General features: G+C 66.8%; 24 protein-coding genes, 1 tRNA gene and 1 other annotated feature. Of the genes, 7 read left to right on the top strand and 18 right to left on the bottom strand.

Annotated features, from left to right (window positions below):
- Positions 1–10 precede the first annotated feature (10 nt).
- On the bottom strand, positions 11–808 hold the full coding sequence (locus tag WFK61_RS11955) for an undecaprenyl-diphosphate phosphatase (RefSeq protein ID WP_336811874.1): 798 nt from the start codon (positions 806–808) through the stop codon (positions 11–13).
- Positions 809–1,065: 257 nt separating this feature from the next.
- On the opposite strand from WFK61_RS11955, the gene WFK61_RS11950 reads away from it, so the two are divergent.
- The 3 genes from WFK61_RS11950 to WFK61_RS11940 are packed head-to-tail and all read left to right on the top strand — an operon-like array spanning position 1,066 to position 3,757.
- Positions 1,066–1,758 carry a glutathione S-transferase family protein gene (locus WFK61_RS11950; RefSeq protein ID WP_047572819.1) on the top strand — a complete coding sequence of 231 codons (693 nt, stop codon included), beginning with the start codon at positions 1,066–1,068 and terminating at the stop codon, positions 1,756–1,758.
- Positions 1,755–2,894, top strand: a complete 1,140-nt coding sequence (gene queG / locus WFK61_RS11945; protein ID WP_336811870.1) for a tRNA epoxyqueuosine(34) reductase QueG — start codon at positions 1,755–1,757, stop codon at positions 2,892–2,894. Before WFK61_RS11950 ends, queG begins: the two co-directional genes overlap by 4 nt.
- On the top strand, positions 2,891–3,757 hold the full coding sequence (locus tag WFK61_RS11940; protein WP_336811868.1) for an SDR family oxidoreductase: 867 nt from the start codon (positions 2,891–2,893) through the stop codon (positions 3,755–3,757). Before queG ends, WFK61_RS11940 begins: the two co-directional genes overlap by 4 nt.
- A gap of 6 nt (positions 3,758–3,763) precedes the next feature.
- On the opposite strand, the gene olsB is transcribed toward WFK61_RS11940, so the two are convergent.
- The 5 genes from olsB to WFK61_RS11915 all read right to left on the bottom strand — a co-directional run bounded on the left by olsB (position 3,764) and on the right by WFK61_RS11915 (position 9,713).
- Positions 3,764–4,627, bottom strand: a complete 864-nt coding sequence (gene olsB / locus WFK61_RS11935; RefSeq protein ID WP_465246943.1) for a l-ornithine N(alpha)-acyltransferase — start codon at positions 4,625–4,627, stop codon at positions 3,764–3,766.
- Positions 4,628–4,813: 186 nt separating this feature from the next.
- Positions 4,814–6,907: a hybrid sensor histidine kinase/response regulator gene (locus tag WFK61_RS11930; protein ID WP_336811865.1), complete on the bottom strand. Its 2,094-nt coding sequence runs from the start codon at positions 6,905–6,907 to the stop codon at positions 4,814–4,816.
- A 92-nt stretch (positions 6,908–6,999) separates the two neighbouring features.
- Positions 7,000–8,538, bottom strand: a complete 1,539-nt coding sequence (locus WFK61_RS11925) for a YifB family Mg chelatase-like AAA ATPase (protein WP_336811863.1) — start codon at positions 8,536–8,538, stop codon at positions 7,000–7,002.
- A gap of 115 nt (positions 8,539–8,653) precedes the next feature.
- Positions 8,654–9,310 carry a peptide-methionine (S)-S-oxide reductase MsrA gene (gene msrA / locus WFK61_RS11920; protein WP_336811861.1) on the bottom strand — a complete coding sequence of 219 codons (657 nt, stop codon included), beginning with the start codon at positions 9,308–9,310 and terminating at the stop codon, positions 8,654–8,656.
- 82 nt (positions 9,311–9,392) lie between these two features.
- Entirely contained in the window at positions 9,393–9,713 is a 321-nt protein-coding gene (locus WFK61_RS11915) for a hypothetical protein (protein ID WP_336811859.1), read from the bottom strand.
- A gap of 186 nt (positions 9,714–9,899) precedes the next feature.
- On the opposite strand from WFK61_RS11915, the gene WFK61_RS11910 reads away from it, so the two are divergent.
- Positions 9,900–9,989, top strand: a tRNA-Ser gene (locus WFK61_RS11910).
- A 499-nt stretch (positions 9,990–10,488) separates the two neighbouring features.
- Positions 10,489–10,544: a sequence feature (sul1 is cis-regulatory element that is thought to sense ions involved in sulfur or methionine metabolism; They are found in Alphaproteobacteria), on the top strand.
- Between the two features lie 73 nt (positions 10,545–10,617).
- Complete coding sequence (locus tag WFK61_RS11905) at positions 10,618–12,096, top strand: SulP family inorganic anion transporter (RefSeq protein ID WP_336811857.1); 1,479 nt, start codon at positions 10,618–10,620, stop codon at positions 12,094–12,096.
- 213 nt (positions 12,097–12,309) lie between these two features.
- Here the strand turns inward: WFK61_RS11905 and WFK61_RS11900 are convergent, their stop codons facing one another.
- The 4 genes from WFK61_RS11900 to WFK61_RS11885 all read right to left on the bottom strand — a co-directional run bounded on the left by WFK61_RS11900 (position 12,310) and on the right by WFK61_RS11885 (position 16,697).
- A complete protein-coding gene (locus tag WFK61_RS11900) occupies positions 12,310–13,236 on the bottom strand; it encodes a serine hydrolase (RefSeq protein ID WP_336811856.1) in 927 nt (308 codons plus the stop codon).
- Positions 13,237–13,272: 36 nt separating this feature from the next.
- On the bottom strand, positions 13,273–14,085 hold the full coding sequence (locus WFK61_RS11895; RefSeq protein ID WP_336811855.1) for an ABC transporter permease: 813 nt from the start codon (positions 14,083–14,085) through the stop codon (positions 13,273–13,275).
- 4 nt (positions 14,086–14,089) lie between these two features.
- Positions 14,090–15,025 (bottom strand): ABC transporter permease, encoded by a 936-nt coding sequence (locus WFK61_RS11890; protein WP_336811853.1) that lies wholly within the window; start codon positions 15,023–15,025, stop codon positions 14,090–14,092.
- A 145-nt stretch (positions 15,026–15,170) separates the two neighbouring features.
- Entirely contained in the window at positions 15,171–16,697 is a 1,527-nt protein-coding gene (locus tag WFK61_RS11885; protein WP_336811852.1) for an ABC transporter substrate-binding protein, read from the bottom strand.
- A 120-nt stretch (positions 16,698–16,817) separates the two neighbouring features.
- Between WFK61_RS11885 and WFK61_RS11880 the strand changes: the two genes are divergently transcribed.
- Both WFK61_RS11880 and WFK61_RS11875 read left to right on the top strand, forming a co-directional pair.
- Positions 16,818–17,693, top strand: a complete 876-nt coding sequence (locus WFK61_RS11880) for a LysR family transcriptional regulator (protein ID WP_336811850.1) — start codon at positions 16,818–16,820, stop codon at positions 17,691–17,693.
- The gene (locus tag WFK61_RS11875; protein WP_336811848.1) at positions 17,690–18,577 is read left to right on the top strand and encodes a LysR family transcriptional regulator; all 888 of its coding nucleotides are present in this window, start codon (positions 17,690–17,692) and stop codon (positions 18,575–18,577) included. Before WFK61_RS11880 ends, WFK61_RS11875 begins: the two co-directional genes overlap by 4 nt.
- Before the next feature lie 125 nt (positions 18,578–18,702).
- Here the strand turns inward: WFK61_RS11875 and WFK61_RS11870 are convergent, their stop codons facing one another.
- From WFK61_RS11870 to WFK61_RS26130, 8 genes are all read right to left on the bottom strand, one after another.
- A complete protein-coding gene (locus WFK61_RS11870) occupies positions 18,703–20,478 on the bottom strand; it encodes a CopD family protein (protein ID WP_336811847.1) in 1,776 nt (591 codons plus the stop codon).
- 1 nt (position 20,479) lies between these two features.
- Positions 20,480–20,833, bottom strand: a complete 354-nt coding sequence (gene copC / locus WFK61_RS11865; protein WP_336811846.1) for a copper homeostasis periplasmic binding protein CopC — start codon at positions 20,831–20,833, stop codon at positions 20,480–20,482.
- Between the two features lie 36 nt (positions 20,834–20,869).
- Positions 20,870–21,676 (bottom strand): ABC transporter ATP-binding protein, encoded by an 807-nt coding sequence (locus tag WFK61_RS11860; protein ID WP_336811845.1) that lies wholly within the window; start codon positions 21,674–21,676, stop codon positions 20,870–20,872.
- Positions 21,670–22,692 (bottom strand): ABC transporter permease, encoded by a 1,023-nt coding sequence (locus tag WFK61_RS11855; RefSeq protein WP_336811843.1) that lies wholly within the window; start codon positions 22,690–22,692, stop codon positions 21,670–21,672. Before WFK61_RS11855 ends, WFK61_RS11860 begins: the two co-directional genes overlap by 7 nt.
- Entirely contained in the window at positions 22,679–23,698 is a 1,020-nt protein-coding gene (locus WFK61_RS11850; RefSeq protein WP_336811842.1) for an ABC transporter substrate-binding protein, read from the bottom strand. The genes WFK61_RS11855 and WFK61_RS11850 overlap by 14 nt, the downstream gene beginning before the upstream one ends.
- A 48-nt stretch (positions 23,699–23,746) precedes the next feature.
- A complete protein-coding gene (locus WFK61_RS11845; RefSeq protein ID WP_336811840.1) occupies positions 23,747–24,283 on the bottom strand; it encodes an OsmC family protein in 537 nt (178 codons plus the stop codon).
- A 467-nt stretch (positions 24,284–24,750) separates the two neighbouring features.
- On the bottom strand, positions 24,751–25,758 hold the full coding sequence (locus WFK61_RS11840; protein ID WP_336811839.1) for a PLP-dependent cysteine synthase family protein: 1,008 nt from the start codon (positions 25,756–25,758) through the stop codon (positions 24,751–24,753).
- Between the two features lie 420 nt (positions 25,759–26,178).
- Complete coding sequence (locus tag WFK61_RS26130) at positions 26,179–26,403, bottom strand: PLP-dependent transferase (RefSeq protein ID WP_442896294.1); 225 nt, start codon at positions 26,401–26,403, stop codon at positions 26,179–26,181.
- Positions 26,404–26,494 lie beyond the last annotated feature (91 nt).

The raw sequence follows: 26,494 nt of genomic DNA, 5'->3' as shown, positions 1-26,494 counted from the left end.
GGCGTCGGCTTCAGCCGACGATCCAGAGGCCGGCGAGGCCAACCATGCCGACGATGATGCGCCACCAGGCGAAGGGCGCGAAGCCGCGCTTCGAGACGAAGTCGAGGAAGCTCCTCACCACGATCAGCGCCGAGATGAAGGCCGCGACGAAGCCGACGCCGATGAGCACGCCATCGTCGAAGGTGAGGTTCTTGTAGCTCTTGAGCAGGTCATAGGCGAAGGCGCCGGCCATGGTCGGCATCGCCAGGAAGAAGGAGAACTCGGCCGCCGCGCGCTTGCTGGCGCCGAGCAGCATCGCGCCGACGATGGTCGAGCCCGAACGCGAGACGCCGGGGATCATCGCCAGGCACTGGATCAGGCCGATCTTGAAATACATCGGCAGCGGGAAGGTCGTGGCGTCGGTGTGCTTCTCCTGCAATTCCAGTTCGTCGACGACGAGCAGGATCAGGCCGCCGGCGATCAGCGTGCAGCAGACGAGGAAGGGGTTAAACAGCACGCCCTTGATGAAGCCGTGCAGCAACGCGCCGATCACCGCCGCCGGCAGGAAGGCGATGAGCACGCCGATGACGAAGCGACGCGCCGAAGGGTCGCTCGGAATGCGCAGGGCGATGTCGAGCAGGCGGCGGAAATAGACCAGCGTGATCGCCAGGATCGCGCCGAGCTGGACCAGCACCTCGAAGGTCTTGCCGTTGGATTCGAAGCCGAGGAAATGGCCGATCAGGAGCAGGTGCCCGGTCGAGGAGACCGGCAGGAACTCGGTCAGGCCCTCGACGATGCCGAGGATGAAGGCTTCGATCAGGTTGTGCATGGAAGGCTGTCCTCGTGCGAATCAGCCGGCCCGGTCGTCCGCCCGCGTCAGCCTGCTGCCGGCTTACGCCCAGCTCTTTGCAAATTGGTTACCACTTCGCGAAGCAGCAGCGGCAAATTGCAGAGATCGCCATCGTCGCGGGTTGTGGCGTTTTTCCGGCATGATTATAGCAAGCCGCCGTCGCCTATCGGGTCGCTGCAAGCCCGGCGGCCCTGCTTCCGTCGCATTTTGCCTGCTTCACAGTCCTCATGAGTGCCATGGCGACCCTTTATCATTATCCGCTATGCCCGCATTCGCGTTTCATCCGCCTCGTGCTCAGCGAGTTCGGCATGGAGGCCGAGCTGGTCGAGGAACGCGTCTGGGAGCGCCGGCGGGAGTTCATCGAGCTCAATACCGCGGGAACGACACCGGTCTTCCAGGAGCAGAACGGCCTCGCCGTCCCCGGCGCCGGACCGATCGCGGAATATCTCGACGAGACGCGGGGCCTCGCGCTCGGCGACCGCCGCCTGCTGCCGGAAGGGCCGGGCGAGCGCGTCGAGGTGCGCCGCCTGCTCGACTGGTTCAACATCAAGTTCCATGACGAGATCACCAGCCCGCTCGTGCTGGAAAAGGTGATGAAGCGCTTCATGAGCCGCGACGAGGGCGGCGGCCCGCCGGAAATGAGCGCGATCCGCGCGGCGCGCGCCAATGTGCGCTATCATCTGCGCTATATCTCCTGGCTGCTGGCCAAGCGGAACTGGCTCGCGGGGGCGCAGATGAGCTATGCCGATCTCGCGGCGGCGGCGCATCTGTCCTGCGTCGACTATCTCGGCGACGTGCCCTGGGAAGAGGATGAGGCGGCTCGCGCATGGTATGCGAGAATCAAGTCGAGACCGAGCTTCCGGCCGCTGCTGAGCGACCGCGTGCCGGGCATGGCTCCGAGCGCCCATTACGACAATCTGGATTTTTGAAGGCCGAGAAGCTGAAGCGCGCCGTCGCCGAGCGCGCGCTCACCGAGGGCTTCGCGGTCATGCGCGTCGCCAAGGCCGATGCGATCCCGCAGGCGCCGGAGCGCCTCGAAGCCTGGCTCGCCAGCGGCTATCAGGGCGAAATGGGCTGGATGGCGGAGCGGCAGGCGCAGCGCGCCGACCCGCGCCAGCTCTGGAGCGAGGTCCGCTCCGTCGTGATGCTCGGCATGAACTATGCCGGCGAGGGCGACCCGCTCGCCATGCTCGCCCAGCCCGACAAGGCGGCGATCTCGCTTTATGCGAGGCGGCGCGACTATCACGACGTCATCAAGGGCAAGCTGAAGAGCGTCGCGGGGCTGCTCGCCGCGCGCGGCGGCGCCGACGTCAAGGTCTTCGTCGATACCGCCCCCGTCATGGAGAAGCCGCTGGCGCAGGCGGCCGGGCTCGGCTGGCAGGGCAAGCATACCGTGCTGGTCTCGCGCGAGCATGGCTCCTGGCTCCTGTTAGGCGCGATCTACACCACCGCGGAGCTACCTGCGGACGCGGCGGAGCGCGACCATTGCGGCTCCTGCCGGCGCTGCCTCGACATCTGCCCGACCGACGCCTTCCCGGCGCCCTACCAGCTCGATGCGCGCCGCTGCATCGCCTATCTCACCATCGAGCATGCCGGCCATATCGACGCCGCCTTGCGCCCCGGCATCGGCAACCGCGTTTTCGGCTGCGACGACTGCCTCGCCGTCTGTCCCTGGAACAAGTTCGCCGCGGCCGCGCAGGAAACACGGCTCGCGCTCAAGGACGAACTGGACGGACTCGACCTCGCCGCCCTTGCAGTCCTCGATGATCCGGGTTTCCGCACGCTCTTCGCGGGCACGCCGGTAAAGCGGACCGGGCGCGACCGCTTCCTGCGCAATGTGCTGATCGCGATCGGCAATAGCGGCCGGCCTGAACTGATCGACAGCGCCCTGCCCCATCTCGCCGATCCCTCGCCAATCGTCCGCGCCATGGCGGTCTGGGCGCTGGGGAGGCTGGATGCCGAGCGCGGCCGGCAACTTGCCATCGTCCGCCTCGGCGAGGAGAACGACCCGCAGGTCCGTGCTGAATGGCATGCCCTCACGCTCCAGACGGAAGACGCCGCATGAACATCCTGATCCTCGGCCTCGGCTACTCGGCCGGGTTCTTCGCGCGCGCCGCGCTGGCGCAAGGGTGGGAGGTGACGGGCACCGTGCGCTCGGCCGAGAAGGCGGCCGAGCTCAGCCGCGAGGGCATCCGGACGTTGGTCTTCGGCGGCTTCGCAGTCTCGTCGGCGCTCGCCAAGGCGGTGGCGGAGGCGGACGCGGTTCTGGTCTCGGTGCAGCCGGCAGAGGATGGCGACCCGGCGCTCGGGCCCTTGCGCGCGGCGCTGATGGCGGCGCCGAACCTGCGCTGGATCGGCTATCTCTCGACGATCGGCGTCTATGGCGACCAGGGCGGCGCCTGGATCGACGAAGCCACGCCGCCGGCCCCGACCAATGCCCGCACCCGGCAGCGCATCGAGATCGAGGAGGCCTGGCTTCAGCTCGGGCACGACAGCGGCAAGCCGGTGCAGATCTTCCGCCTGTCGGGCATCTACGGCCCCGGTCGCAATGCCATCACCAAGCTGCGCAACGGCACGGCGAACCGGTTGATCAAGCCCGGTCAGGTCTTCAACCGCATCCATGTCGACGATATCGCCGGGGTGCTGATGGCTTCGCTGGCGCAGCCGCGTCAGGGTGCCGTCTACAACGTCACCGACGACGAACCCGGTCCGCCGCAGGACGTCATCACCTTCGCGGCGGAATTGACCGGCCTGGAGCCGCCGCCGGAAATCCCGTTCGAGCAGGCCAGGCTCTCGCCGATGGCGGCGAGCTTCTACGGCGAGAGCAAGCGCGTCTCGAACGCGCTGGTGAAGCGGGAATTCGGCTATGCCTTCCGCTATCCGACCTATCGCGAGGCGCTGCGCGACTTGGCCGCAGACGGCGAATAAGGCAGCTCAGGCGGCGTGGCGCGGGCCTTCGCCGCCGTAATAATCGGCATAGCGCTTGTCGATCGCCGAGACCGGCAGCACGACCAGCACGTCGGTGGTGCCGAACTGCCGGTCGATGACCGCGCCGGTGCCGAAGCGGGCACCGATCCGCAGATAGCCCTTGATCAGCGGCGGCAGCTGCTTGAGCGCGAGCTTGGCATCGACCATCTCCGGCGGCAGGCGGTCCATGCCGACGAAATGCCCGGCATGGGCAGAGGCGCTCCATGCGCCTTCCGAGCGGGCATGGTGATGCAGGAAGCTCAGCGGCAGGGCCAGCGCATCGGGATCGGTGCCGTCGAAGGAGGCGCAGCCGAACATCGCGTCGATGCGGTGGTGCTGGAGATAGGCCCAGATGCCGGACCAGAGCAATTCGACCGTCCGCCTGGTGCGATAGGGCTTCAGCACGCAGGAGCGGCCGAGTTCGAGGAAGCGGCTGCCCGGATGGAGCGCCAGCATCGGGCCGAGATCGAATTCACTCTCGGTATAGAAGCCGCCGAGCCGCTCGGCCGCGCTCTGCCGCATCAGGCGATAGGTGCCGACGACCTTGGGCTTGATGCCGCCGAAGCGGCCGCGCGCGGCATGGTCGATGACGAGGAGATGGTCGCAGGCCTTGTCGAAACGATCGGCATCACGGCGGAACATGCGCGAGATGACGTCGGGCTTGGCCGACATTTCCTGGTAGAAGACGCGATAGCGCAGGCGTTGCGCCCGCCAGATCTCGCGCGGGCCGCGCGCCAGCCGCACTTCGAGCGAGCCGATTCGGCCGAGCGTCCCCGATAGCGGCGCTTCATCGATCTCGGCGCCCGAACGGCGCATGGCTCCACCCTTCATCAATATCAACGGGGCGAAGCGCGAGAACGGATTGCCGGCTGAAAATCGGCTGGGCAGCGCGTTCTTGCTTCCAGAAACGTGCAATGCCATCGCTTCTCTCATCTCCTGCCGCTACCGGCATGAGGTAGGCTTGCTCCGCTGATCTTACAACTTCGCGACGAAACTGCGTCGGAGCGATGACAGCCGTCAAGCCGTCAGGCTGCCCGCCGAACCCGCGGACAGTTTCTCAAGCCAGCGCAGCAGCGCCTCGCGCTCCAGTGGTTTCGCCAGGCAATCATCCATCCCCGCCGCAAAGGCCGCGGCCCGGTCGGCAGCCGCAACATTGGCGGTGACGGCGACGAGCGGCAGCATGGTGGCGCGGCCGAGGCGTTTCTCGTGAGCGCGGACGGCGCGGGCACAATCGAGCCCGGTCATCACCGGCATCCGCACATCGAGCAGGGCGAGCGCCAATGGTGGCGCGACGCCGGCAAAGCTCGCCTCGACCCGTTTCAGGGCCTCGCGCCCGTCGCGCGCCCAGATCGCCGTGCAGCCGAAGCGCTCAAGCGTGCGGACGACGAGCAAGGCATTGATTTCGTTGTCTTCCGCGACCAGCACGGTTAACCCCGTTCCGGGCTGGCGCGCCGGAGCGGCGCCGGATGCCGTGGTGCCGGCCAGAACCGGCCCGCCCGGCTGGAAGCGATTGCCCAGCTGTTCGTAAAGCGAGCGGGTGCGCACGGGCTTGATCAGGAAGCCGGAGAAGCCGGCCGCCTGCGGCGCACCGAACTGCCGGCGCGCCTGCGGCGACAGCAGGATGAGGCAATCGCGAATGCCGGCTGCCGCCACGATGGCAGCGAACTCCTTTGCCGGGGTATCGCCGAGCGCGTGGTCGATCAGCACGGCGGTTACCGGAACATCCCCGGCGAGCTTCGCGCGCGCGACCTCGACGGTGCCGGCTATCGACACGGTCGCGCCGGTCGTCCGCAGCGTCTCGGCCAGAAAGCGAGCCGCGAAGGGCGCCGGCGAGACGAGCAGGACATGTTGGTTCGGCCAATGCGGAATCCGCGCCTCCGGTGCGCCGGATGCGGCAACGAGCGGCAAGGTGACGCGAAACACCGCGCCCTCGCCAAGCCGGCTCTCGACCCTGACCTCGCCACCCATCAGGCGCGCAAGACGGCGCACGATCGCAAGGCCGAGGCCGGTGCCGGCCTGCCGCTCGGCGGCGCCATGGTCGAGCTGCTCGAACTCGCCGAAGATCGTGTCGAACCGGTCGGCCGGGATGCCCGGGCCGGTATCCGCGACCGTGATCTCGAGCTGGCTCTCGACCCGTGCCAGACTCAGGCCGACACCGCCGGCCTCCGTGAACTTCACGGCATTGCCGACGAGATTGAGCAGGATCTGGCGCAGGCGGTCGCGATCGCCCATCAGCCTTGCCGGCAGATCGGGCGCGATATGGGCCGCGAGCTCGATGCCCTTGGCCTGCGCCCGCGGGGCCATCAGCTCCGCCGCCGTCTCGACGAGCTGCACGAGGTCGAAGGGCTCCTCGACCAGCTCCAGCCTACCGGCCTCGACCTTGGCGAAGTCGAGGATGTCGTCGACCAGCGCCAGCAGCGCTTCGCCGGAGACACGCAAGGCGGCGACATAGGTCGCCTGCTCGGCATCCGGGCCGGTATCGTCGAGGAGATCGGCCATGCCGAGAATGCCGTTGAGCGGCGTCCGGAATTCGTGGCTGACAGTCGCGAGGAAGCGTGACTTCGCCTCGTTCGCGGCTTCCGCCCGCGCCCGTGCCTCGACCAGGGCGTCTTCACCGGCGATGCGCGCCGAGATATCGCGGCCGACGCGCTGAATCAGCGTGCGCCCGTTCGGGCCCGGCACGGCGGTCTCGATCCAGGAGACCCAGCGCTCGCCTTCATAGGTCGCGAGGCATTCGTCGAAGCTGCGCGCGCCGCCTTCCAGCAGCACGAGCGGCCGGCTGGCGAGCTGCGGCAGCAGCATCTCGCTGCCGACGAGATCCTGCTCGGCTGCGCCGAACAGCGCCGCATAAGCCTTGTTGGCATAGACGATCCGCGCGCCATCGCGCCGGACGATCAGGTCGCCCTGGGCCTCGATCAGGCTGCGATAGCGCTCTTCGCTGTCGGCGAGGTTCCAGAGCCGGTCGTTGAAGAGCTCGGCATCATGAACGAGCGCCGCGACCTGTCGGCGCAGACCGTCGCGCTGGCGCAGCAGCGACAGGCCGCCCCAGGCAACCAGGAGCAAGAGCGCCGCGAGGGCAAGAGCAAGCCATGACCAGATCGAAGAAGCCATGCCCTTCGATCTACGCAGGTCGCCTTGAAAAAGCGGCCGGAGAAAACGGCGAATTCGAGGGGATGCAGAGGAGAGTTCATTAACCCTCGACCTCAGGCCGCCTGCACGAGGTCCTCGCCACGCGCCCGATAGGACAGGGCCTCGGCGAGATGGCGCCGGCCGACCTTTGCCTCTTCGTCGAGATCGGCGAGCGTGCGGGCGACCTTGAGCACGCGGTGATAGGCGCGCGCCGTCAAGCGCAAGGCCTCGGCCGCGTCGCGCAGCAGCGCGAGCCCCGCATTGTCCGGCCGCGCGATCTCCTCGATCACCGGGACCGGGCAAGCGGCATTGGTCATGACATGGCCAAGCCCGAGGCCCTCGAAGCGCGCCGCCTGGATACGGCGGGCAGCGGCAACACGGGCGGCGACCGTCGTCGAATTCTCTCCCGCGGCTGGGCGGATCAGGTCCGCCGCCGTCACGGCAGGCACGTCGATCGCGATATCGATCCGATCGAGCAGCGGGCCGGAGACGCGCGCCTGATACTGCGCCATGCAGCGGTCGTTCGGCTGGCGACGGCAGGCATAGCCCGGCTCCGTCGCCCGGCCGCAGCGGCAAGGGTTCATCGCAGCGACGAGCTGGAAGCGCGCGGGATAGACGACGCGGTTATTGGCACGGGAGATCAGGACTTCGCCGGTCTCCAGCGGCTGGCGCAGGGCATCGAGCGCCTGCGGCTGGAATTCCGGCAATTCGTCGAGGAAGAGCACGCCGTGATGCGCGAGCGAGACCTCGCCCGGCCGGGCCTGAAGGCCGCCGCCGACGAGCGCCGCCATCGAAGCGGAATGGTGCGGTGCCCGGAAAGGCCGCCGGTCGGTCAGGGCGCCGTCGGCGAGCTTTCCGGCGACGGAGAGGACCATCGATACCTCCAGCAATTCGCGCGGCGAGAGCGGCGGCAGGATCGAGGGCAGGCGGCTCGCCAGCATCGACTTGCCGGCGCCGGGCGGCCCGTTCATCAGGAGATTGTGCCCGCCGGCCGCAGCGATCTCGAGCACGCGCCGGGCGCTTTCCTGGCCCTTGACGTCGGCGAGATCCGGCAAGGACCCGGCCTGGCGCGCCACCGCCGGCTCGGGCCGTGCCATCACCTGCGTGCCCTTGAAATGATTGGCGAGCTGAATGAGCGAGCGCGGCGCCAGGATGTCGATATCGGCCGCCGCCCAGGCCGCCTCGGGGCCTAAAGCCGCCGGGCAGATCAGCCCCTGCCCTCTAGAATAGGCTGCGATCGCCGCCGGCAGGACGCCCGCCACCGGCGCGATCGAACCGTCGAGCGCGAGTTCGCCGAGCACCGCGTAGCCTGCGAGGGCATCGGCGGGAATCGCCCCGATCGCCGCCATCACGGCGAGCGCGATCGGCAGGTCGTAATGGCTGCCCTCCTTCGGCAGGTCGGCCGGGGCGAGGTTCACGGTGACGCGCTTGGCCGGCAAGGCAAGACCCGAGGCCAGCAGCGCCGCGCGAACCCGCTCGCGGCTTTCGGCCACCGCCTTGTCAGGAAGGCCAACCAGGACGAAGGCGACGCCGCCCGGCGCGATCTGGACCTGAACGTCGACGACGCGCGCCTCGATCCCCTCGAACGCCACCGTCGCGACCCGCGCCACCATCTCGGCTTCGCTCCCCTGTCCCTTGGGGAAGCTAGCGAAGCTTCAGCGCCAACGCAAGAACATATCGGGAACTCATCAGACCCAAAAGAAGGGGAGGCCGAGCCTCCCCTTGTCGTCAGGCCTCGACGCCGAGGCCGATCTGGCAGGCGACGCCGGTGCCGCCCAGGCCGCAATAGCCGCCCGGATTCTTCGCGAGGTATTGCTGATGGTAATCCTCGGCGAAATAGAGTGTCGGCGCTTCCCGGATCTCGGTCGTGATCGGGCCATAGCCGCCAGCCGCCAGCGCCTTGCCGTATTCGGCGCGCGAGCGCTCGGCCGCCTCCTGCTGTTCGGCGCCATAGGTATAGATCGCGGAGCGATACTGCGTGCCGATATCGCCGCCCTGGCGCATGCCCTGGGTCGGGTCATGATTCTCCCAGAAGATCCTGAGCAGGTCCTCATAGGCGATCTTTTCGGGATCGAAGACCACGAGGACGATTTCGGTATGGCCGGTCAGGCCGCTGCAGACCTCCTCATAGGTCGGGTTGGGCGTCGCGCCACCGGCATAGCCCACGGCGGTAACCCAGATGCCCTCGCCGCTCTGCCAGAACTTGCGCTCGGCGCCCCAGAAGCAGCCGAGGCCGAAGACGGCCTTGCGGAGCCCTTCCGGATAGGGCCCGGCGAGTGGGCGGCCATTGACGAAATGGGTTTCGGCGGTAGGGATCGCGGTAGGGCGGCCGGGCAGCGCCTCGGCGGCAGTCGGAATCTCGGTCTTCTTGCGCAGGGAGAACATCGTTGGCTCCGTTCGTTCGGGCTCGACGCCTATGTAAGCGTCCGCAGGCCGTTCGGACAGGGGAGGCAATGCAAGCGTGCCATCACCGACGCGTGACGATGCCGATGGCCTCCTGTGGGCGCCGCCCGAGCCAGAGCAAGGCGAAGCCGAGCAGGAGAGCGGCCAGGGCGACAGGTGAGCGCAGGACCGTCAGCACGACCGGGTCCCAGAGCCAGGGGTGGATATTGCGTTCGATCGTCGGCTGGATGAGCTGATAGCGCTCCTGGACGACCGCGATCAGCACCTCGCCGACCGGCGTGAAGCGCAGGCCGGCATTGGCGATCGACCTGGCACCGTCGATCACCAGCGCGACGAAACCGGCGGCAACGGCCAGATACCCGATCAACCGGAGAAGAAACCGCACCGCCCGCTCCCTGTCGCAATCCGCAGCGACAGGTCATGCCGCCGGCCGGCATGCCGGCTCAGGCTTCCAGATGTGACCCTGCCGGCCCGAGATCGCAACCGGATGAGCATGATTTACCGCGATTGTGCAAAACCCTGCATCTCGGGCCTTGAAAGATGGCGGGCCGGCAGTCATAAGCAGCGCGCCGGACAGGTGGCCGAGTGGTTGAAGGCGCACGCCTGGAAAGTGTGTATACGGGAAACCGTATCGCGGGTTCGAATCCCGCCCTGTCCGCCATTTACTCCCAGCTAAGCAAATGATTTAACTTGGAAATCAAGCTTGGTTGACGTTCGGCACCCCAGCATCCGCTCCTGATCGGGAACTTCTCGGACGGCCGAGAGCTACAACGCCCGTGCCTTCCCTCACAATGTGCCAGTTCGCTCTGCACTGCCGCGACAGCGCAGGTTTGGACGACGTCTGGCATGGCATGCCGCTGGAAACCTATCCCTATTTCTCGAATGCGAATGACTACGTCCAAGTCCTCGCCCTTCCAAGAAGACGGAGGTGAGGGGCGGTCTTGCCGTTCCGACAGATCCCGGCATCGGCGCTCAGATTGATCTCGAAGCGATCAACCCATCCTGCTGCTTCGATTTCAAAGCGGATGTCTGGAAACAAATCGCGAAACGGCCCGCCCGCCGCCTGAGGCGTCGGAAGGCTGGCCTGCGCCAGTCCAGCAGTTATCGGCGGATTGCCCGTTGTCCCTCGCGGTCAGGTGGCTATAACGGTTCCCACGAACCTCGGACCCGGTGTAATTCCGGGTGGCTCTTCCGGCCGCCGATCCGCCGGACAACGCAACAGGCAATCTAACGTCCATCGGAAGGTCGCACCGCCGGGTGGACCGATGGCGATGCCTTGCGAGACCACCATGCTCATATCCACTCTTCGGCGCGAATGGCTGACCAATCCGCCGCGCGAACTTCTTGCCGGCGCCGTTGCCACTTTCGCTCTTATCCCCGAGGTCATCGCCTTTTCCTTTGCCGCCGGCGTCGATCCGCAGGTCGGGCTCTACGGCTCTTTCGTTATTGGCATCGTGATCGCCTTCGCTGGCGGGCGCCCGGCCATGGTTTCGGCAGCTGCCGGCTCGGTCGCGCTGGTGGCGGCACCGCTCGTCGCCTCGCACGGCCTGTCCTACCTTTTCGCAGCCGGCCTGCTGGCCGGTGCGCTGCAGATCGTCTTCGGGCTGCTTCGACTCGGCGTGCTGATGCGCTTCGTCTCGCAATCGGTCCGCACCGGCTTCGTCAACGCCCTGGCGATCCTGATCTTCGCTGCGCAAATGCCGCATCTCCTCGGCGAGGGCTGGCAAACCTATGCGCTCTTCGCCGTCGCGCTGGCGCTGATCTACGGATTGCCGCGGCTGATCACCGCCATCCCATCGCCCCTGATCGCCATCGTCCTGCTCACGGCCGCCGCGAGCCTGCTCCAGCTACCGGTGAAAACGGTAGCCGACCTCGGCCGCCTGCCCGAGGCGCTGCCAGTCTTCGCCTGGCCGACCGTGCCGCTCAGCTGGGAGACGCTGCGGATCATCGTCGGCCCGGCTGTTGCCATCGCCATGGTCGGCCTGCTCGAATCACTCATGACCGCCACGGTGGTCGACGACCTGACAAAGTCGCCGAGTTCCAGGGACCGCGAGTGCACGGGCCTGGGCCTCGCCAACATGGCGTCGAGCCTGTTCGGTGGCATTGCCGGCTGCGGCATGATCGGCCAGACCGTCAGTAACGTGAAATATGGCGGGCGCGGCCGCCTCTCGACGCTGTTTTCCTGCGCCTTCCTGCTGGTGCTGATGGTCGCGCTGAAGCCTTGGGTCTCGCAGGTGCCGGTCGTCGTGCTGGTCGCGATCATGGTGATGGTCTCGGTCGACACCTTCAATTGGTCCTCGCTCAGGGCCGTCGTCGCGCATCCGCGACTGTCGAGTACGGTGATGCTGGCAACGGTGGCGGTCACGGTGGCGAGCCACAATCTCGCGCTCGGCGTTCTCGTCGGCGTGCTGCTCAGCGGCGTCTTCTTCACAGTGAAGGTCGCGCGGCTGATGCATGTCGTCCCCGAGAGCGATACTGCTGCCGGCCCGCTGACCTATCGCGTCACTGGCCAGGTCTTCTTCGCCTCGGCGGACGCCTTCACCGAGGCCTTCGACCTCAATGCGGCGGGCGAGGCCGGCGTGCGCGTCGACATCTCGCAGGCGCATTTCTGGGACGTCACGGCCGTCGCCGCGCTCGACAAGATCGTCGGCCGCTACCGGGCCAACGGTATTCCCGTGGAGGTCGTGGGCATGAACCAGGCCAGCGCGACGATCGTCGAGCGCCTCGCCGTTCACGACACGAAACGACCAGAGTTCTCAAAACACTGATACCGCGAGGTCAGAACGGCCACCCGCGGTCGTTTTGCGTGGTTGGCCAGCGTCCGCTCTTGGAGCCATACCTTGAGACGGCTCATGCGCAGGAGCGAACGCAAAGCGCCAGGAGCAGTCCCAGAGCGTACGCCGGAAAGCGGACATCGAAGGACGATCGGCGTGCAATTAGGGAGCAGTCGCTTCGGGCCGACCAGCGCAGCGATCGGCCTTCTAGCGTCGGCCGGTCATCTCGGCTGCGACCAGCGCCCCGATCGCGGGGAGGAAGCTGTCATCCTCGGCGATAGCCTCGCCCTGGGTGAAGACGGTGAGCAGGAACTCGTCTCCCCCGGGCAGGATCGCGCGCAGCGTGTCGTGCCGGCGGAAGGAGGCGCGGTCGTCACCGAGCCAGCGCGTGCGCCCGGCCTTGGACCAGATCCGGGTGCCGGCCGGCAAGGTGTCGCCGAGATAGCCGAGCAGCTGATAGGCCCCGCGGCCGCGGTCGGGATCATCGGCGTCGCGGGCGAGATGGTCGCGGATGACGGCGCGGCGCGCCGGCGGCAGCAAGTCGGAGCCGCTGAAGATCTCGTGCATCAGCCGCGCCATGGCGATCGGCGTCAGGCAATTGTGACCAGCGGCCGAGCGGTCGAGCGCGACCTTTTCCCGGCCGTAGCGCAGATCGTCCATCAGCTTCTGGTTGAGGTTGATGCCGGAGAGCTCTGGCCAGCCCAGCCCGGCGAAGATCCGGTTGATCTCCTCGCGGCGCTCGCACCAGTCGCTCATCTCGGTATCGCTCAGCAAGGTATCGCCGGTCGTGCCCGTCAGCAGGTCGATGATGTAGTTCGTCGCCGAATTCGACGACCACAGGATCATGTCACGCATGGCGCGGTCGAGTTCGCCATGGGCCGATAGCTGCCCGTCCTGAAGTCGCAACTGCGCGGCGACGAGATGGAACACCTTCACCAGCGAGCAGGGATAGGCGCGCCAGTCCGGCCGGAGAGCAGCTCCCTCGGGCTTGCCGCCGGGCCCCAGCGCAGGCCGGGTCAGGACATAGGCGAACTGGGAGAAGGGGGTGTTGCGCGCGGCATAGATCGGGGCGGCATGGGCCTCGATCAGGGCGCCGATCCGCTTGAGGTCGGAACTGTCGGTGAAGAAGCTCATGGTCGTCTCGCGAGGCAGGTCGTTCGGGGAGATGGGTCAGCCCTTGGGGCGCAAGGCGGTGTCGAGGCCCTCGCCGATCAGGGCGAAGGTGACGCCGGTGTACATGATCGCGAGGCCGGGAGCGGTCGCGATCCACCAGGCGTCGAACATGAACTGGCGTCCGTCGGCGATCATCAGCCCCCATTCCGGTGTCGGCGGCTGGATGCCGAGGCCGAGGAAGGAGAGCGAGGTCACGGCCAGGATCGTCAGCACGACGTCGGCCATGGCGTAGACGATCGCCGGCGTCACCGCGTTGGGCAGGATATGCGCGGCGATGATGCGGCGATCGGTCGAGCCGAAGCTGCGCGCCGCCTGCACGTATTCGAGTTCGCGCAGCACCAGCACCTCGCCGCGGGTGATGCGGGCGAACGAGATCCAGTTCACCAGCAGGAAGGCGAGATAGAGATTGGCCTCGCCCGGCCCGAGCACGCCGACGATGGCGATCACCAGCACATGGAAGGGGAAGGCCCAGAAGATATCGGTGAGGCGCATGATCACGGTATCGACCCGCCCGCCGATGAAGCCTGCGAGCGCGCCGATCGCGATGCCGAGAAGCGCCGGCGCGATGACGCAGATGAGCGCGACCCGCAGGTCGACCAGCCCGCCCGCCATCACCCGCGAGGCGACGTCGCGGCCGAGATCGTCGGTGCCGAACCAGTGCGCGGAAGAGGGTGGTTGCAGTGTGTTGCCGTAGTCGACCAGGAAGGGATCGTACGGCGTCCAGACTTGGCCCAGCCCGACGAGCAGGGCGAGCAGCAGGAGCATGACGAGGCCGACAAGCAGCGTCGGATCGAGGCGGCGCTTGCTCATCGCTTCAATCCAGCCGGATGCGCGGATCGGCCAGCGCATATCCGATGTCCGTCGCGAGATTGATCAGGACGACCAGCACGGCGAAGACGATCGTCAGCCCCTGGATCATCGGGTAGTCACGGGCGAAGATCGACTCGACGAAGAGCGAGCCCAGGCCCGGCAGCGCGAACACGGTCTCGATCACCACCGTCCCGCCGATCACCCAGCTGGTATGGGCGCCGAGCACCGAGATCGAGCTGATCAACGCATTCGGCAGCACATGGACGCGCATGGTGCGTCCCGTTGCATTACCCTTGGCGCGAGCCGTGGTGACATAGTCCGAACCAAGCACGTTGAGGATGCCGCTGCGCAGGCTGCGGATCGTCAGCGAGGCCGTTGCGAGCGCGATCACGAAGGCCGGCAGCGTCAGGTGATGCAGGCGCGAGAACAAGCCGGTGCCATAGCCCGAGGTCGGAAACAGCGGCACCCAGATGGCAAGAACGACGACGAGCACGAGCCCGAGCCAGAACGAGGGGATCGCAAGCAGCACCGTGAAGACGAGCTTGACCAGGATGTCCGGCGCCTGATCGCGCCGCACAGCCGACCATAGCGCCAGCGGGATCGTCAGCAGGACTGCGATCACGGTCGAGTAGGCGACAAGCCAGAGCGTCGCCGGCAGGCGCTCCAGCACCAGCGAGATCACCGGCTGACCGTAGACGACCGAGCGGCCGAGGCTGCCGGACAGGATGTCGCCGAGGAAGAGCAGATATTGACGCCACAGCGGCAGGTCGAGCCCGAGCCGCTGCTTCATCGCGGCGATCTCCTCCGGCCCGCCGCGCGCGCCGAGAAGCAGCGTAGCCGGGTCGCCCGGCAACGCACGCAGCAGGAAGAAGCAGGCGAGCGTGATTCCGAGCAGCACCGGGACGAGCTGGACGAGCCGCTTGAGAATGTAGGTCAGCATGGCAACGGGCCGGGGAGCTGGGCGGCCTCGATCATCGCGCGTCCGAGCGGACGCGGCCGCGATGATCGATCGTATGGTTTTAACATCGGATTCTTCCGAAAAGTGGAATCCACTTTTCGGTCCGATGCTACCGGCCGCCCCGTCCTCACTTCAGCTTGACGTCTTCGAGGCGGAAATTGCCGGTCGGCAGCACCTCGAACCCGCTGACATTGCTGCGATGGGCGTAAGGCGTGCCGGGGTAGAACAGGAAGATAGACGGCGCGCCCTCATGCGAGAGCTTGACCATCTCCCTGAACATCGCGCCGCGTTCGGGGCCGTCCTTGGTGGCGCGCTCCTTCGCGTAGAGCTCGTTGACGCGCTCGTTCTTCCACTCGGTATGATAGGCGTTGGCACGTTCCGGATTGACAATCAGGAAGCCCGCCATCTGGTCGGGATCGATCGTGTCGCTGGAAGCGTAGGAAACGGCCATCTCGTAATCGCCTGCCTTAGTGGTGGACCAGTGCGTGCCGCCCTCGACAAGGCGGATTTCGGCGGTGACGCCGATCTGCGCGAGCGCGCTCTGCAGCGCCTGACCGACCTGGCGGTGCAGCGGCCGGCCGGAATGCACCAGGAGAGAGGTCTTGAAGCCGTCGGCATAGCCGGCTTCCTTGAGCAGGGCCTTGGCCTTGGCGATATCATGCGCATAGGGCTTCAGGTCGGGATCGGCATAGGCCATCAGCGGCATCGGCGAGTTCGCCACCTTGCCGGCGCCATAGAGCAGCGCCTTGACCAGGCCTTCCTTGTCGATGGCGTAGTTGAGGGCCTGGCGGACGCGAACATCGTCGAAGGGCTTCTTCTTGGTGTTCAGCAGCACGAAATCGGTGCGCAGCACATTCGCGACGGCGGTCTTGATGGTGCCGGCGCGGCCGAGGCTCTGCATCTGGTTGAGCGGGATCTCGAGCGCGGCGTCGATCTCGCCGGCCTGCAGCTTCAGCACGCGGCTATTGCCCTCGGGCAGGACGAGGATCTCGGCGCCATCGAGGCTCGGCTTGCCGACCTGCCAGTAATGCGCGTTCTTCTTCAGCGAGAGCGCCTGCCCCTTGTTCCAAGCGGCCACGGTGAAGGGGCCGGAGCCGATCGGCTTCTCGAAGAACTTGTCGGGCGCCGCCTCGAACGCCTTCTGCGGCAGGATCGCCGAGGAGAACAGGGCGAGGTTGTTGAGCAGCGGGGTGAAGACCGTCTTCAGCTTCAGCACGACGGTGCGCTCGTCCGGCGTCTCGATCGCGTCGATGCCGGCGAAGAAGCGCTTCCAGCTCGAAGCGTCGCTGCCGGCGCGCTTCAGCGAGAAGGCGACATCGGCGGCAGTGACGGGCGTGCCGTCCGAGAACTTCGCCGCCCTCAGCTTGAAGCTATAGGTCAGGCCGTCATCGCTCACCGTCCAGCTCTCTGCGAGGCCCGGCTCCAGCTTGCTGGCGTCCGTGCTCGGGCGCAGCAGGGTGTCGTAGATCAAGAGCTGCGCGTGGATCGACGGGTTGTCGCTGGTCGCGATCGGGTCGAGCGAAACGAGGTCCTGCGTCTGCGCCAGCTTGAGAATGCCCTGCGCAAAGGCGCTGGAGGGCGCGGCGGTGAGAGCCGGGCCGATGATGGAGAGCGCAAGCGCGGCAGCCGACACCATGGAGCGGAATGTGGTCATGGATATCCCCTGATCTTGGCCGCTCTGCCTCGGCGGCGGCGGCTTGCAACCTTCCACGGGTACATCTAGTCTCGCAAATGAAACATTCGGCAAGATCATCAACCAAATGGAATAGATTGGATGAAGCTGGGAGCGCTGCAGGTCATCGACGCCTTCGTCCGGCTCGGCGGCACCGGCGAAGCAGCCCAGGGGCTGGGCGTCAGCCAGTCCGCCGTGATCAAGGCGCTGCACCTGGCCGAAAGGGAGCTCGATCTCAGCCTCGTCGCGGTCGTCCAGGGGCGGCTGACCCCGACGCCCGAAGCGCTGGAACTGAACAGGCTCGCCCGGCCAGCCTTCGGCGCCTTGCGCCGGGCCCATCATGAAGCCGACATGATCCGCGTCGGCATGGCCGATCGCCTGCGGATCGCAACCGTGCCGGGACTGGCGCACAGCATCTTGCCGCCTGCCATCGCCGGCGCGCGCCGCGACCTGGACGACCGGGCCGCCGTCGAAGTGATGTTCGACCATGTCCGCGATCACCTCAGCGCCAATGAGGTCGACCTTGCGATTTCCTACGGCCCGATGGGGACGGAAGGGCTGCGGGACATCGCGCTGCGCTGCAGCCCGCTCGTCTGCGTGCTCCATGAGGCTCATCCGCTCGCCGTCTGCGACCGGCTGACGCGAGACGCCCTCGAAGGCCAGCGCCTGATCAGCTACGGGCCGGACGGGATCAGCCTGGCCGACAGCTTTCAGGATGCATTGGGGCGGATCGGCCTGTCGGACCGGATCGCGATCACCGTCCGCCATACCGATAGCGCCTGCCATCTGGCGCGCGAGGGCGTCGGCATCGCCATCGTCGATGGCTTCGTCATCAGCAGCGGCCTGACGCAAGGGCTGGCGGTTCGGCCGCTTGACGAGAGCCCCCTCGTCACGGCCTTCGCGCATCACCGCGACGGCGCGCCGCTCGACCATGCCGCGCGCATCCTGCTGGAGCATCTCGTGGGAGCGGATGCATGAAGTCGTTGACGCCATCCCACGCGACGGTCCTGCGCGCCGTCGCGCGTTGCGGCACCACCGTCGAAGCCGCACGGCAGCTTCATCTGACGCAGTCGGCCGTCAGCAAGATCATCGCCCGCAGCGAACTGGCCCTTGGCGTCCGGGTCTTCGATCGCAGCGATGGTCGCCTCGCCCTGCGCCCGGAGGCTCGCGGCCTGATGTCGGCGCTGGGGCATGTCGAGGATGAATGGCACGCCCTGCGTGGAGCGGTCGGCGACGTGCGGTCCGGATATGCCCTGCCCCTGCGGATCGCCTCGACGCCCAGCATCGGCCAGGGGCTGATCGCGCAGGCGATCCGGCGACTGATGAGCGACTATCCTCAGGCCCGCATCGAGCTGATCATGGGCGATGCGCCCACGGAACTGTCAAAAGGAGCAGCCGATCTCGGCGTGATGTTCTCGCCCCGCGTCACCGACGATATAGCCCTGACGCCCTTCGCGCAGGCGTCGATCATCGCCCTCGTTCGCGAGGACGATCCGCTGGCCCGCCGCGGCCGGGTCAGCTTGCCTGAACTCAGGGACCGACGGCTGATCTGCTTCGATCGCGAGAAATCGCCGCTGGGATGGCTGATCGCGCGCGCGCATGAGCAGGCCGGCATCGACTACGCGCCTTTCATGACCGTGCCCTACAGCATCTCCGCCGCCCATCTGCTGGCGCGCCAGGGCGATGTCATCCTGATCGACAGCCTGCTGACCCAGGCCCAGCGCTTCGAAGGGCTGGTCAGGCTGGACGTAACGCCGGAACTGCCGATCACGATATGCCTCATGACGGTGCGCAGCCGTCCCTTGACCCGGCTGGCAGCATGCTTCGTCGAGATCCTGTTGGGCGGCGAGAACGCCGCTTAGAGGGGCGCTACCGCAGTCGCCCTGCGGGAAGGGGTGCTGGACCGGTAGCAGGCGTCGGAATGTCGACGGGAAGCGGACATGCAGATTCACGGCCTCGTTCGCCTGGCGATCGCTGGATTTGGCCATCAGTGATGTTGCGCATCGCTCTCCAGAGGGCGCTGGCGAATCTCGGCGAGCTCGGATGCGATGGCACTCGGCGTGGCGTCGCCTTCGGTCTTGAAGGCGCGCCGCTGCCAGCCATTGGCATCGACGAGGACGAGCGCCGGCGCGAGAGCGCTGTTGGTGATCTCGGCCAGAGCCGCGGCCAGAGGCTCTGGCTCCTCGACAAGGCATGTGAGACCCGGGCCATCGGCGAGAACCTGTGCGCGTACGCCATGCTGATCGTGCCCGATCCACACCTGCAGCGGTTTCCCATCGCCCGGAGCCACGATGGTGCCGTCGCCGCAGCGTGCGACAAAGCCCGGCATGCGCGCTGCGCCAGACCAGCTCATTTCGGACGATGAGAAGATGCGGGCGCCGGCACGCAGCCTGATGAAATCAACCAGCGACCAGATCGCCATGTCGTCGATCTGTGACGCTGCCGGCATCGAGCCGGTGCCATGGCGAATGGACCAGAACAGCTCGCCGCCCGGGCGCCGGGCGATCAGCGGCGCGGAGAGATCCGGCGGCCAGACCGATTGGGCAACCGCAACGGGGCCTCGGCCCCGCGCGTCCGCGCCGTGACAGCCCGCGCAATCGCGCTGGAACAGGTCCCGGCCCGTTGCGATGGAGCGCGCTGCATAGCCGGTTGGAGACAGCTGAAAACTCGTCGGCACCGCAGCGACGACATAAGGACGCCAGGGCGGGACCTGCACGAAGCTCACGGCGACTGCCCCGGCAAGGAGAGCCGGCCAGCGCAGCTTGCGACCCCCCAAGGCCAACGCGAGGAGGGCCACAGCGAAAGCAGCCGGAGCCACCATGCGCAGAAATCCGTGCCTCAGATAGGCGTCGTTCCAGAGCCCTGGGACCGGCCTCAACGCGAGCGGCCAGATCGACGGCTCGTGGATAGCAGGCGGCTCGGACGCCAAGGCAGCCGCAACCGCCACGGTCGCGAGCCCGAGGGCCGTTTCCGCCGCGATCGACAGCGCAAGACCCCGCGTCGAACCGGTTGCCTCGGCCGCCGGCACAAAGCGGAACCGGTTGGCGGCAGCCATCAGCAGAAGCCCGCCGAACAGGGCGATCTTGGCGATCGCGAGCTTGCCATAGGCGGTGCCAAGCAGGCCGGGCAGTGCCCCGATCAGTGCCTGAATCTGAAGGATCGATGTGGCGGACAGAACGGCGACGCAGGCCAGGCCGAGCGGCGTGAAGCGCCGGGCGATGGCCGGGGCGAATTCGGGGCAAAGCAGACAGGTTGCCAGGAGTGGTGGCAGCGCTCCGAGCCAGAGCCCGGCCGCCACCACATGAAGGCCCAAGGCCACCGTGGTCGTAACATCGGTTGCGGCGCCATGCCCCAGGAGACCTTGCAGCGCGGTCGCGATCCCCAGCACGACCAATCCGCTGACCTGCTTGCCTCCTCTGCCACGCAGGAGGGCGATTGCGAGAACGAGCAGGCCTATGCGCAGGAGCAGCACTTCGCCGAAGCGGGTTGCGGCCACCACGCCTGCGGCATCGACGCTGTCCAGCGGTCGGCCCAGCATTGCGCTGCCTTGCAAGGCAAACCAGCCCATGCTGCTCACAAGCGCCAGGACGAGGGAAAGCCTGCTCCAGGACATCAGCCTGAGCAGGAACAATTCGCCGTTCGGGCTGGCCGCCAGCAGGCGCTGCGACAGGAGACGAAATGCCTCCGTGCCGAGAGCGGACAAAAGGGCGGCGAGATGGAGCCAGCGGACCGCCGGCAGCGCCGCCCCGATCAGTGCTTCCACATCAAGGCCTGATCGTGAATCGATACTGCCCGGTGACGCGATGGGTATCGACCGAGGTCGCGGCCCATTCGACGCTGTAGATGCCCGGCGAGACCGGCTTGAGACGGACCTTGAGTGCCTTGCGGTCTCCCGGAACGGCCTCCGCCGGTGCCGCGCTGACGACCTCGCCGCGCGTATCCTTGACGGTGATGCTGCTCAGCTTGACTTCGAGTTCCTCGGTAAAGCCGAGGGTAACCTCCGCCGGCGCGGCGACGGTCGCACCGGCGGCGGGCGATGCGGTCTTGAGATGGGCATGCGCGAAGGCCTGCGATGCGGCGAGAGCAAAGGCGAGCGTCAGCCCGAAACGTCGAGACATGGATAGGGTCCTGCTATGGGAGAAGGGATTGCGGGCTCACCAGCTCGCGTCTAGCCCGAGATGGGCGAGCGCCTGTCCGCGCAATTCCGCCAGGCGCGGATCGCCGCGATGGCGCGGATAGGGCAGGTCGTTGACGATCTCGGCCTTGATCCGGGCCGGGCGCTCGCTCAGCACGATGACGCGCTGGGCCAGGAACAGCGCCTCCTCGACATCATGGGTGACAAGCAGCGTGGTGAAGCCGCGCTGGCGCCAGAGCTCGGCGATCTCGGTCTGCATCGCGATCCGCGTCAGCGAGTCGAGCTTGCCGAGCGGCTCGTCGAGGATAAGCACGCTGGGATCGTTCACGAGGGCACGGGCCAGTGCGGCACGCTGGGCCATACCGCCTGAGAGCTGGCGCGGGAAGGCCCGCTCGAACCCGGCGAGGCCGACCGTCTTCAGGGCGTCGTCGACGCGGCCCCTCTGGCTGGCGAGCAGGCCGCGGGCCTCGAGCCCGAGCGCGACGTTCTTCCAGACCGTGCGCCAGGGGTAGAGCGTAGGGTCCTGGAAGACGACGACGCGGGAGGGATCCGGCGTCGTGATCTCCTCCCCCGCCGCGGCGATGCGGCCCTGCGAGGGCTGTTCGAGCCCGGCGACGAGCCTGAGCAGGGTCGACTTGCCGCAGCCGCTCGGCCCGAGCAGGGCGACGAACTCGCCGGCCCGGATGTCGAGATCGATATCGTCGAGCACCGGCAGAGGGCGGCCATCGAGATCGAAGGCATGCGAGACGCCGGCGATCGAGAGTTCGGCGCCGTTGGACGCGGGAGCACCAGTCGGGGGCGAGACAGCGAGCTGGGCGGCTACCATTTCACGACATCCTTCTGCCAGCCGAGCAGGCGATCGCGCACGGCGAAGAGCAGCGTGATGAGCCCCGAGAAGATCAGCGCCATCACGATCAGCGCGCCATACATGTTGGAATAGGCGGCCCAACCCTGCGCCCATTGCAGGTAGTAGCCGAGGCCGGACTTGACCCCCATCATCTCGGCCGCGACGAGCACCGAGAACGAGGCGCCGAGCCCCATGAACAGGCCGACGAAGACATGCGGCAGGGCGGCGGGGATCGCGACCTTGAAGATCAGGAAGGCGCGCCCTGCACCGAGCGTCCGGGCGACGTCGTAATAGGCCTTGTCGACGCTGGCGACGCCGGACCAGGTCAGCACCGTGACCGGGAACCAGGTGGCGAGCGCGATCAGGAAGATCGCCGCCGAGAAGCTTGACGGGAAGAAGAAGAACGCCATCGGCAGGAGCGCGGTCGATGGGATCGGCCCGAGGAAGCGCAGCACCGGATGGACCCAGTAACCGAGCCCGCGCGACCAGCCGATCGCGACACCGGTGACGAAGCCAGAGATCGTGCCGAACAGGAAGCCTAAAGCCAGCAGGCGCAGAGAATGCAGCACGCTTTCGCCGAGCCGCGGCCAGTCCTCGGCATAGACCTCGACCAGCGCGGAAGGCGGGGCGAAGAAAGGCACGGGCAGCAGGCCGAGCTTCGCCGTCAGCAGGTCCCAGACGCCCACGAAGAGCGCCAGCACCACGAGCCAGGGCGCGGCGCGGCCGAGGCGCCGGCCAAGCGGCGGCCAGAGCGCGCCCACAGCCGTCGCCAGCGCCAGCAGGACAGCCCAGCCGATGAAGCCGGCATTGGTCTCAGCGACATAGAGCGGGTCGGCAAAGCCGACCTTCTTGTTCGCCAGAAGCGTGACCGAGGCGGCGACGGCGGTCCAGGCCGTCGTGGCGAGCGCCCCCCGCGCCAGGACCGAGCCGTCGACCTGCAGGCGCGGCTGGTCGAAGGCCGTCGATGCGGGGCCTGTCTGTTCAAACGGGGACATGGGGCACGATCTTCTGCGCGAAGGCCTTGGCGTCGGTGTTCTTGCGGATCACGTTGACGAGCTTGAGCTGCTCGGTGAACAGCGCGACATCGTCGCGCAGCGCCGTGCCGGTGGAGTGATGGTCGTGGGTGTGGCTGCGCAGGATCGCGGCCACCGTCTCCGGCGTGACCTTGGCGGGAACGAAGGGCGCGAAGATTTCGGCCGTCTTGTCGGGATTGGCGGCCGTCCAGGCCTGCGCCTCGACGATGGCGCGCGAGATCGCGCCGGCAACCTCGGGCTGGTCGCGGATCAGAGCGCCGCGCAGGCCGAGCACGCAGCAGGTCGATTTCGCGTACTGACCTTCGAGATTGGTGGCGAGTTCGACGAGCTTGTCGCGCTCGCGGATGAGATAGAGATGCGGATCGTCGCCCGCGAGCGCCTGGACCTCGCCTTTCTTCAGGGCTTCGCCGAACAGGTCCTGCGGATACTGCACCCAGCTCACGTCCTTCTCGGGATCGAGCCCGATCTCGGCGAGGCGGATGGCGAAGAAGTTGCGTACCGGGCTCGCGGGATCGGTGACAGCGACCGACTTGCCCTTGAGGTCCTTGAGGCTGCGGATATTGGCGGCTTCAGGCACCAGCAGCCGCATGCAGCCGCCATGGGTGCCGACGGTGAGGCCGACATCGAAGCCCTGCTCCAGCGGCTTCAGCCAGCGCAAGGCCATGCCGATGCCGCCATCGGCGTGGCCGGTCGCGATCGCCTGCAGCAGGGCGTCGGTCGGGCCGCTGAAATTCACCGGCTCCACCGCAAGATTGTATTTCTCGAACAGGCCCTGTTTCAGCGCGACCGAGATCGGCGACTGGCACACGGCTGTCTGGCCCCAGGCGAGCTTTATCGTCTGGCGCTGCTTCAGCGGCGCCACCTGCGCGAAGGCATGCTGCCCGGCCAAGCCGGCCAGCGGCGCGGCGGCGAGCGCAGCGGCTCCGCGCAACAAGGTGCGGCGGGAGGGAAAGGTCGTCTGGGTCATGGTCGCTCCTTGCCGCGCTGCGCGGCTGCATGGTCGGTCGGGGAAAGGTCAGGCTGCCGCGCGGCTGACGGGCACGCGCTCGACGGTGCCGCGCACTTCGACGCCCTGCCGGAGCAGGTTCAGAATCGGGCAGCAGCGCTCGACGGCAGCGTTCAGCGCGTCGAGCTCGGTCGCGTCCGTCGTGAGCCTGACGGTGTAGGACAGGTCGTGCGGATAGATCGGCGTGGTCTCGTGGCCGGGTGTTCCGGCGCGCGGGTCAAGCTGGCCGTGAACCTCGACCGAGACATCTTCCAAGGCGATCTGCTGGTCGGCGGCCTGGATCAGGTAGGTGTGGGTCAGGCAGCTCGACAGCGCGCCGAGCAGCAATTCCGGCGAACTCGGCCCAAGATCGTAGTCGGCGAAATCCGGCGGGCTGTCGCTGATCACCTGGAAGTCGCGGATGCGGATACGCCGCACGCCGCTGCGGCCCTCGGCATGAGCCTGGGCCTGCAGACGCAGCGGGCGAACCTCTCCCGAGCGGGCATGGGCCCTGCGGCGCAAGAGGGCGTCGCGCTTCTGGGCGAGATATTCGGTGAGATTGGACATCGATGCGCCCCGGTCTGGCTTGATGAAGGAATCTGGACAGACGCGCGCGCTCGGTCGCGCAGCCGCGATTGCGGCTGGCGCCAGATGGCTTTGTCTGAGCTGTGAATAGGCTCGAAGCGAGCGAGGAGCGGTGGCCCGTCCTCAAGCTTCGACGGTCAGAGCCGTCGGTGGAAAAGCGATCCGGCTGCGAATTCTGCTATGCTGAACGTCATGGACATTCGCGTCTCCAAAACAAAAGGAGCCCACGAGACATCGTGGTGCTTTTAGCGTTGTTGACGCGGCGCAAGCTGCTCCAGCAAATCCCGCGGCGAAGACGCTGCATGCGTCGTTGCGTTCAAGATTATTGCTCGAGTTATTATTATTGGCAATGAAACAGAATGTGCGTTTTGTGCGGCAGGAAGCGATGATTTGTTTTGTATCCGGCGAGATGACGAGGCGATCGATACCTGCATCGCATCGAGCGGATGTCAGGCCGTGACGGCTTCCCGGGTCTGCGTTCGCGCCGGCTCGTTCGAACTGGCCGGGCCGAGTTTCGGCGCGCTGAGATAGCGCTCGCCGCTATCAGCGACGATGGCGACGATCGTCTTGCCGGCATTCCCGGGCCGTTGCGCAAGAGCTGCGGCGGCGAACAGCACCGCACCCGACGACGTTCCGGCCAGGATACCCTCGCGCCGCGCCAGGATCCGCGCGAATTCCCGCGCCTGCGCCGTCTCGGTGACCACCACCTCGTCGACAACGGACGCGTCGAAATTCTCCGGCAGGTAGCCGGGCTCGACATCGGTCACCTTGTGAACGCCCTCGATGGCGTCCGGATAAGGGATATCCAGCGAGGGCACCGAGGCCGGGCCGGGCTCGACAACGACGACCTGCACGTCCGGATTCTGCTGCTTCAGGAACCGCCCCGTGCCGGAGATCGTGCCGCCAGTGCCGACGGCTGCCACGAAGATGTCGACCTTCCCCTCCGTAGCGCGCCAGATCTCGGGGCCTGTGGTCTCGAAATGAACGCGCGGATTGGCCGGATTGGCGCGCTGATTGGTGTAATAGGCGTCGGGATTCTCGCGGCGCACCCGATCGATGATCGCGTGGATGGCGCCGGGTTCGAGGAAGACACTGTTATCGATCAGCACGACTTCGGCGCCGTAGTGCCTGAGCAGCTTGAGCTTGTCGTCGCTGATCGTGTTGCGCAGATAGAATTTCGATGGGTAGCCGCGCGCGGCCGCCAGCGCCGCAAGCCCGATCCCGGTATTGCCGCTGGTGAGGTCGACGATCTGCTGGCCAGGCTTCAACCGGCCGCTCTCCTCGGCCTCGCGGATGATGCCCCAGGCCGTCCGGTCCTTGATGCTGCCAGCGGGGTTCAGATACTCGATCTTGGCGAGGATGCGGGCGCCAAGCTTCAGCTGCTCTGCAAACCGGCCGATCTCCAGCAGGGGCGTATTGCCGACCAGAGCGGGAAAATTGTCGTTTCGCGATGCCATGACATGCTCTCAGGAAAGGCTGAAAAATGCGACCCTGCCGGGCCCTCGATGGCCCTCTTCATTCGCCCGCCTCGTCGTCGGCTCCGGCGCCAGAGCACTATCGCGCGGACTGGACCACTGCCGCGCGATGAGCGGCTAAAGGTGTCGGAGGCGATACCGGGGTTCGAGCCAATGGGCTTCGGCGCTCGGGTCGAGCGGCGTTGATCTTGCTATGTCGTCGGTCATGGTGAGGTCCCATCGAATGACGCTGGCGGTCGAATTCGCGAGCAACATTCGGGCCCAATCCAGCCCCTCAATCAATACCTCCAATAAAATAAGTATGTTGGCCTACATGCGGGCCAATCATTGCGTAATATTTCCAACGACCATTGAACCAGGAACAAGAACTTGCTGCCGGTGATGACGAAGCCGGCAAGCCACTCATGGCTGCCGGTATCCATTTATCCTGAAGCCGTCGAGCGCTGCGGTGAGGTCGCCGAGGATATCCTCCACGCTTTCCAGCCCGATCGAAAGGCGCAGTAATCTGTCGCTGATGCGTGCTTCAGCCGGCCCTCGCGACTGACAATCGTGTGAGTCATGCTCGTCGGGTGCTGGATCAACGTTCCGCGTCGCCGAGACCGACGGCGCGCGGTGAGGCGATCGAATGCCCGCGACCGCGCGCGAGACCCGGCGATTACGCTCCCGCGCAAAGTCGATAAAAAAATATACGCAACATCAATTACTTAAATTGACTATA

It is taken from the genome of Allobosea sp. MMO-172 (genome assembly GCF_037147855.1).
In the GTDB taxonomy this organism is placed as follows: Bacteria; Pseudomonadota; Alphaproteobacteria; order Rhizobiales; family Beijerinckiaceae; genus Allobosea.
This window is presented reverse-complemented; position numbering and strand designations above follow the sequence as displayed.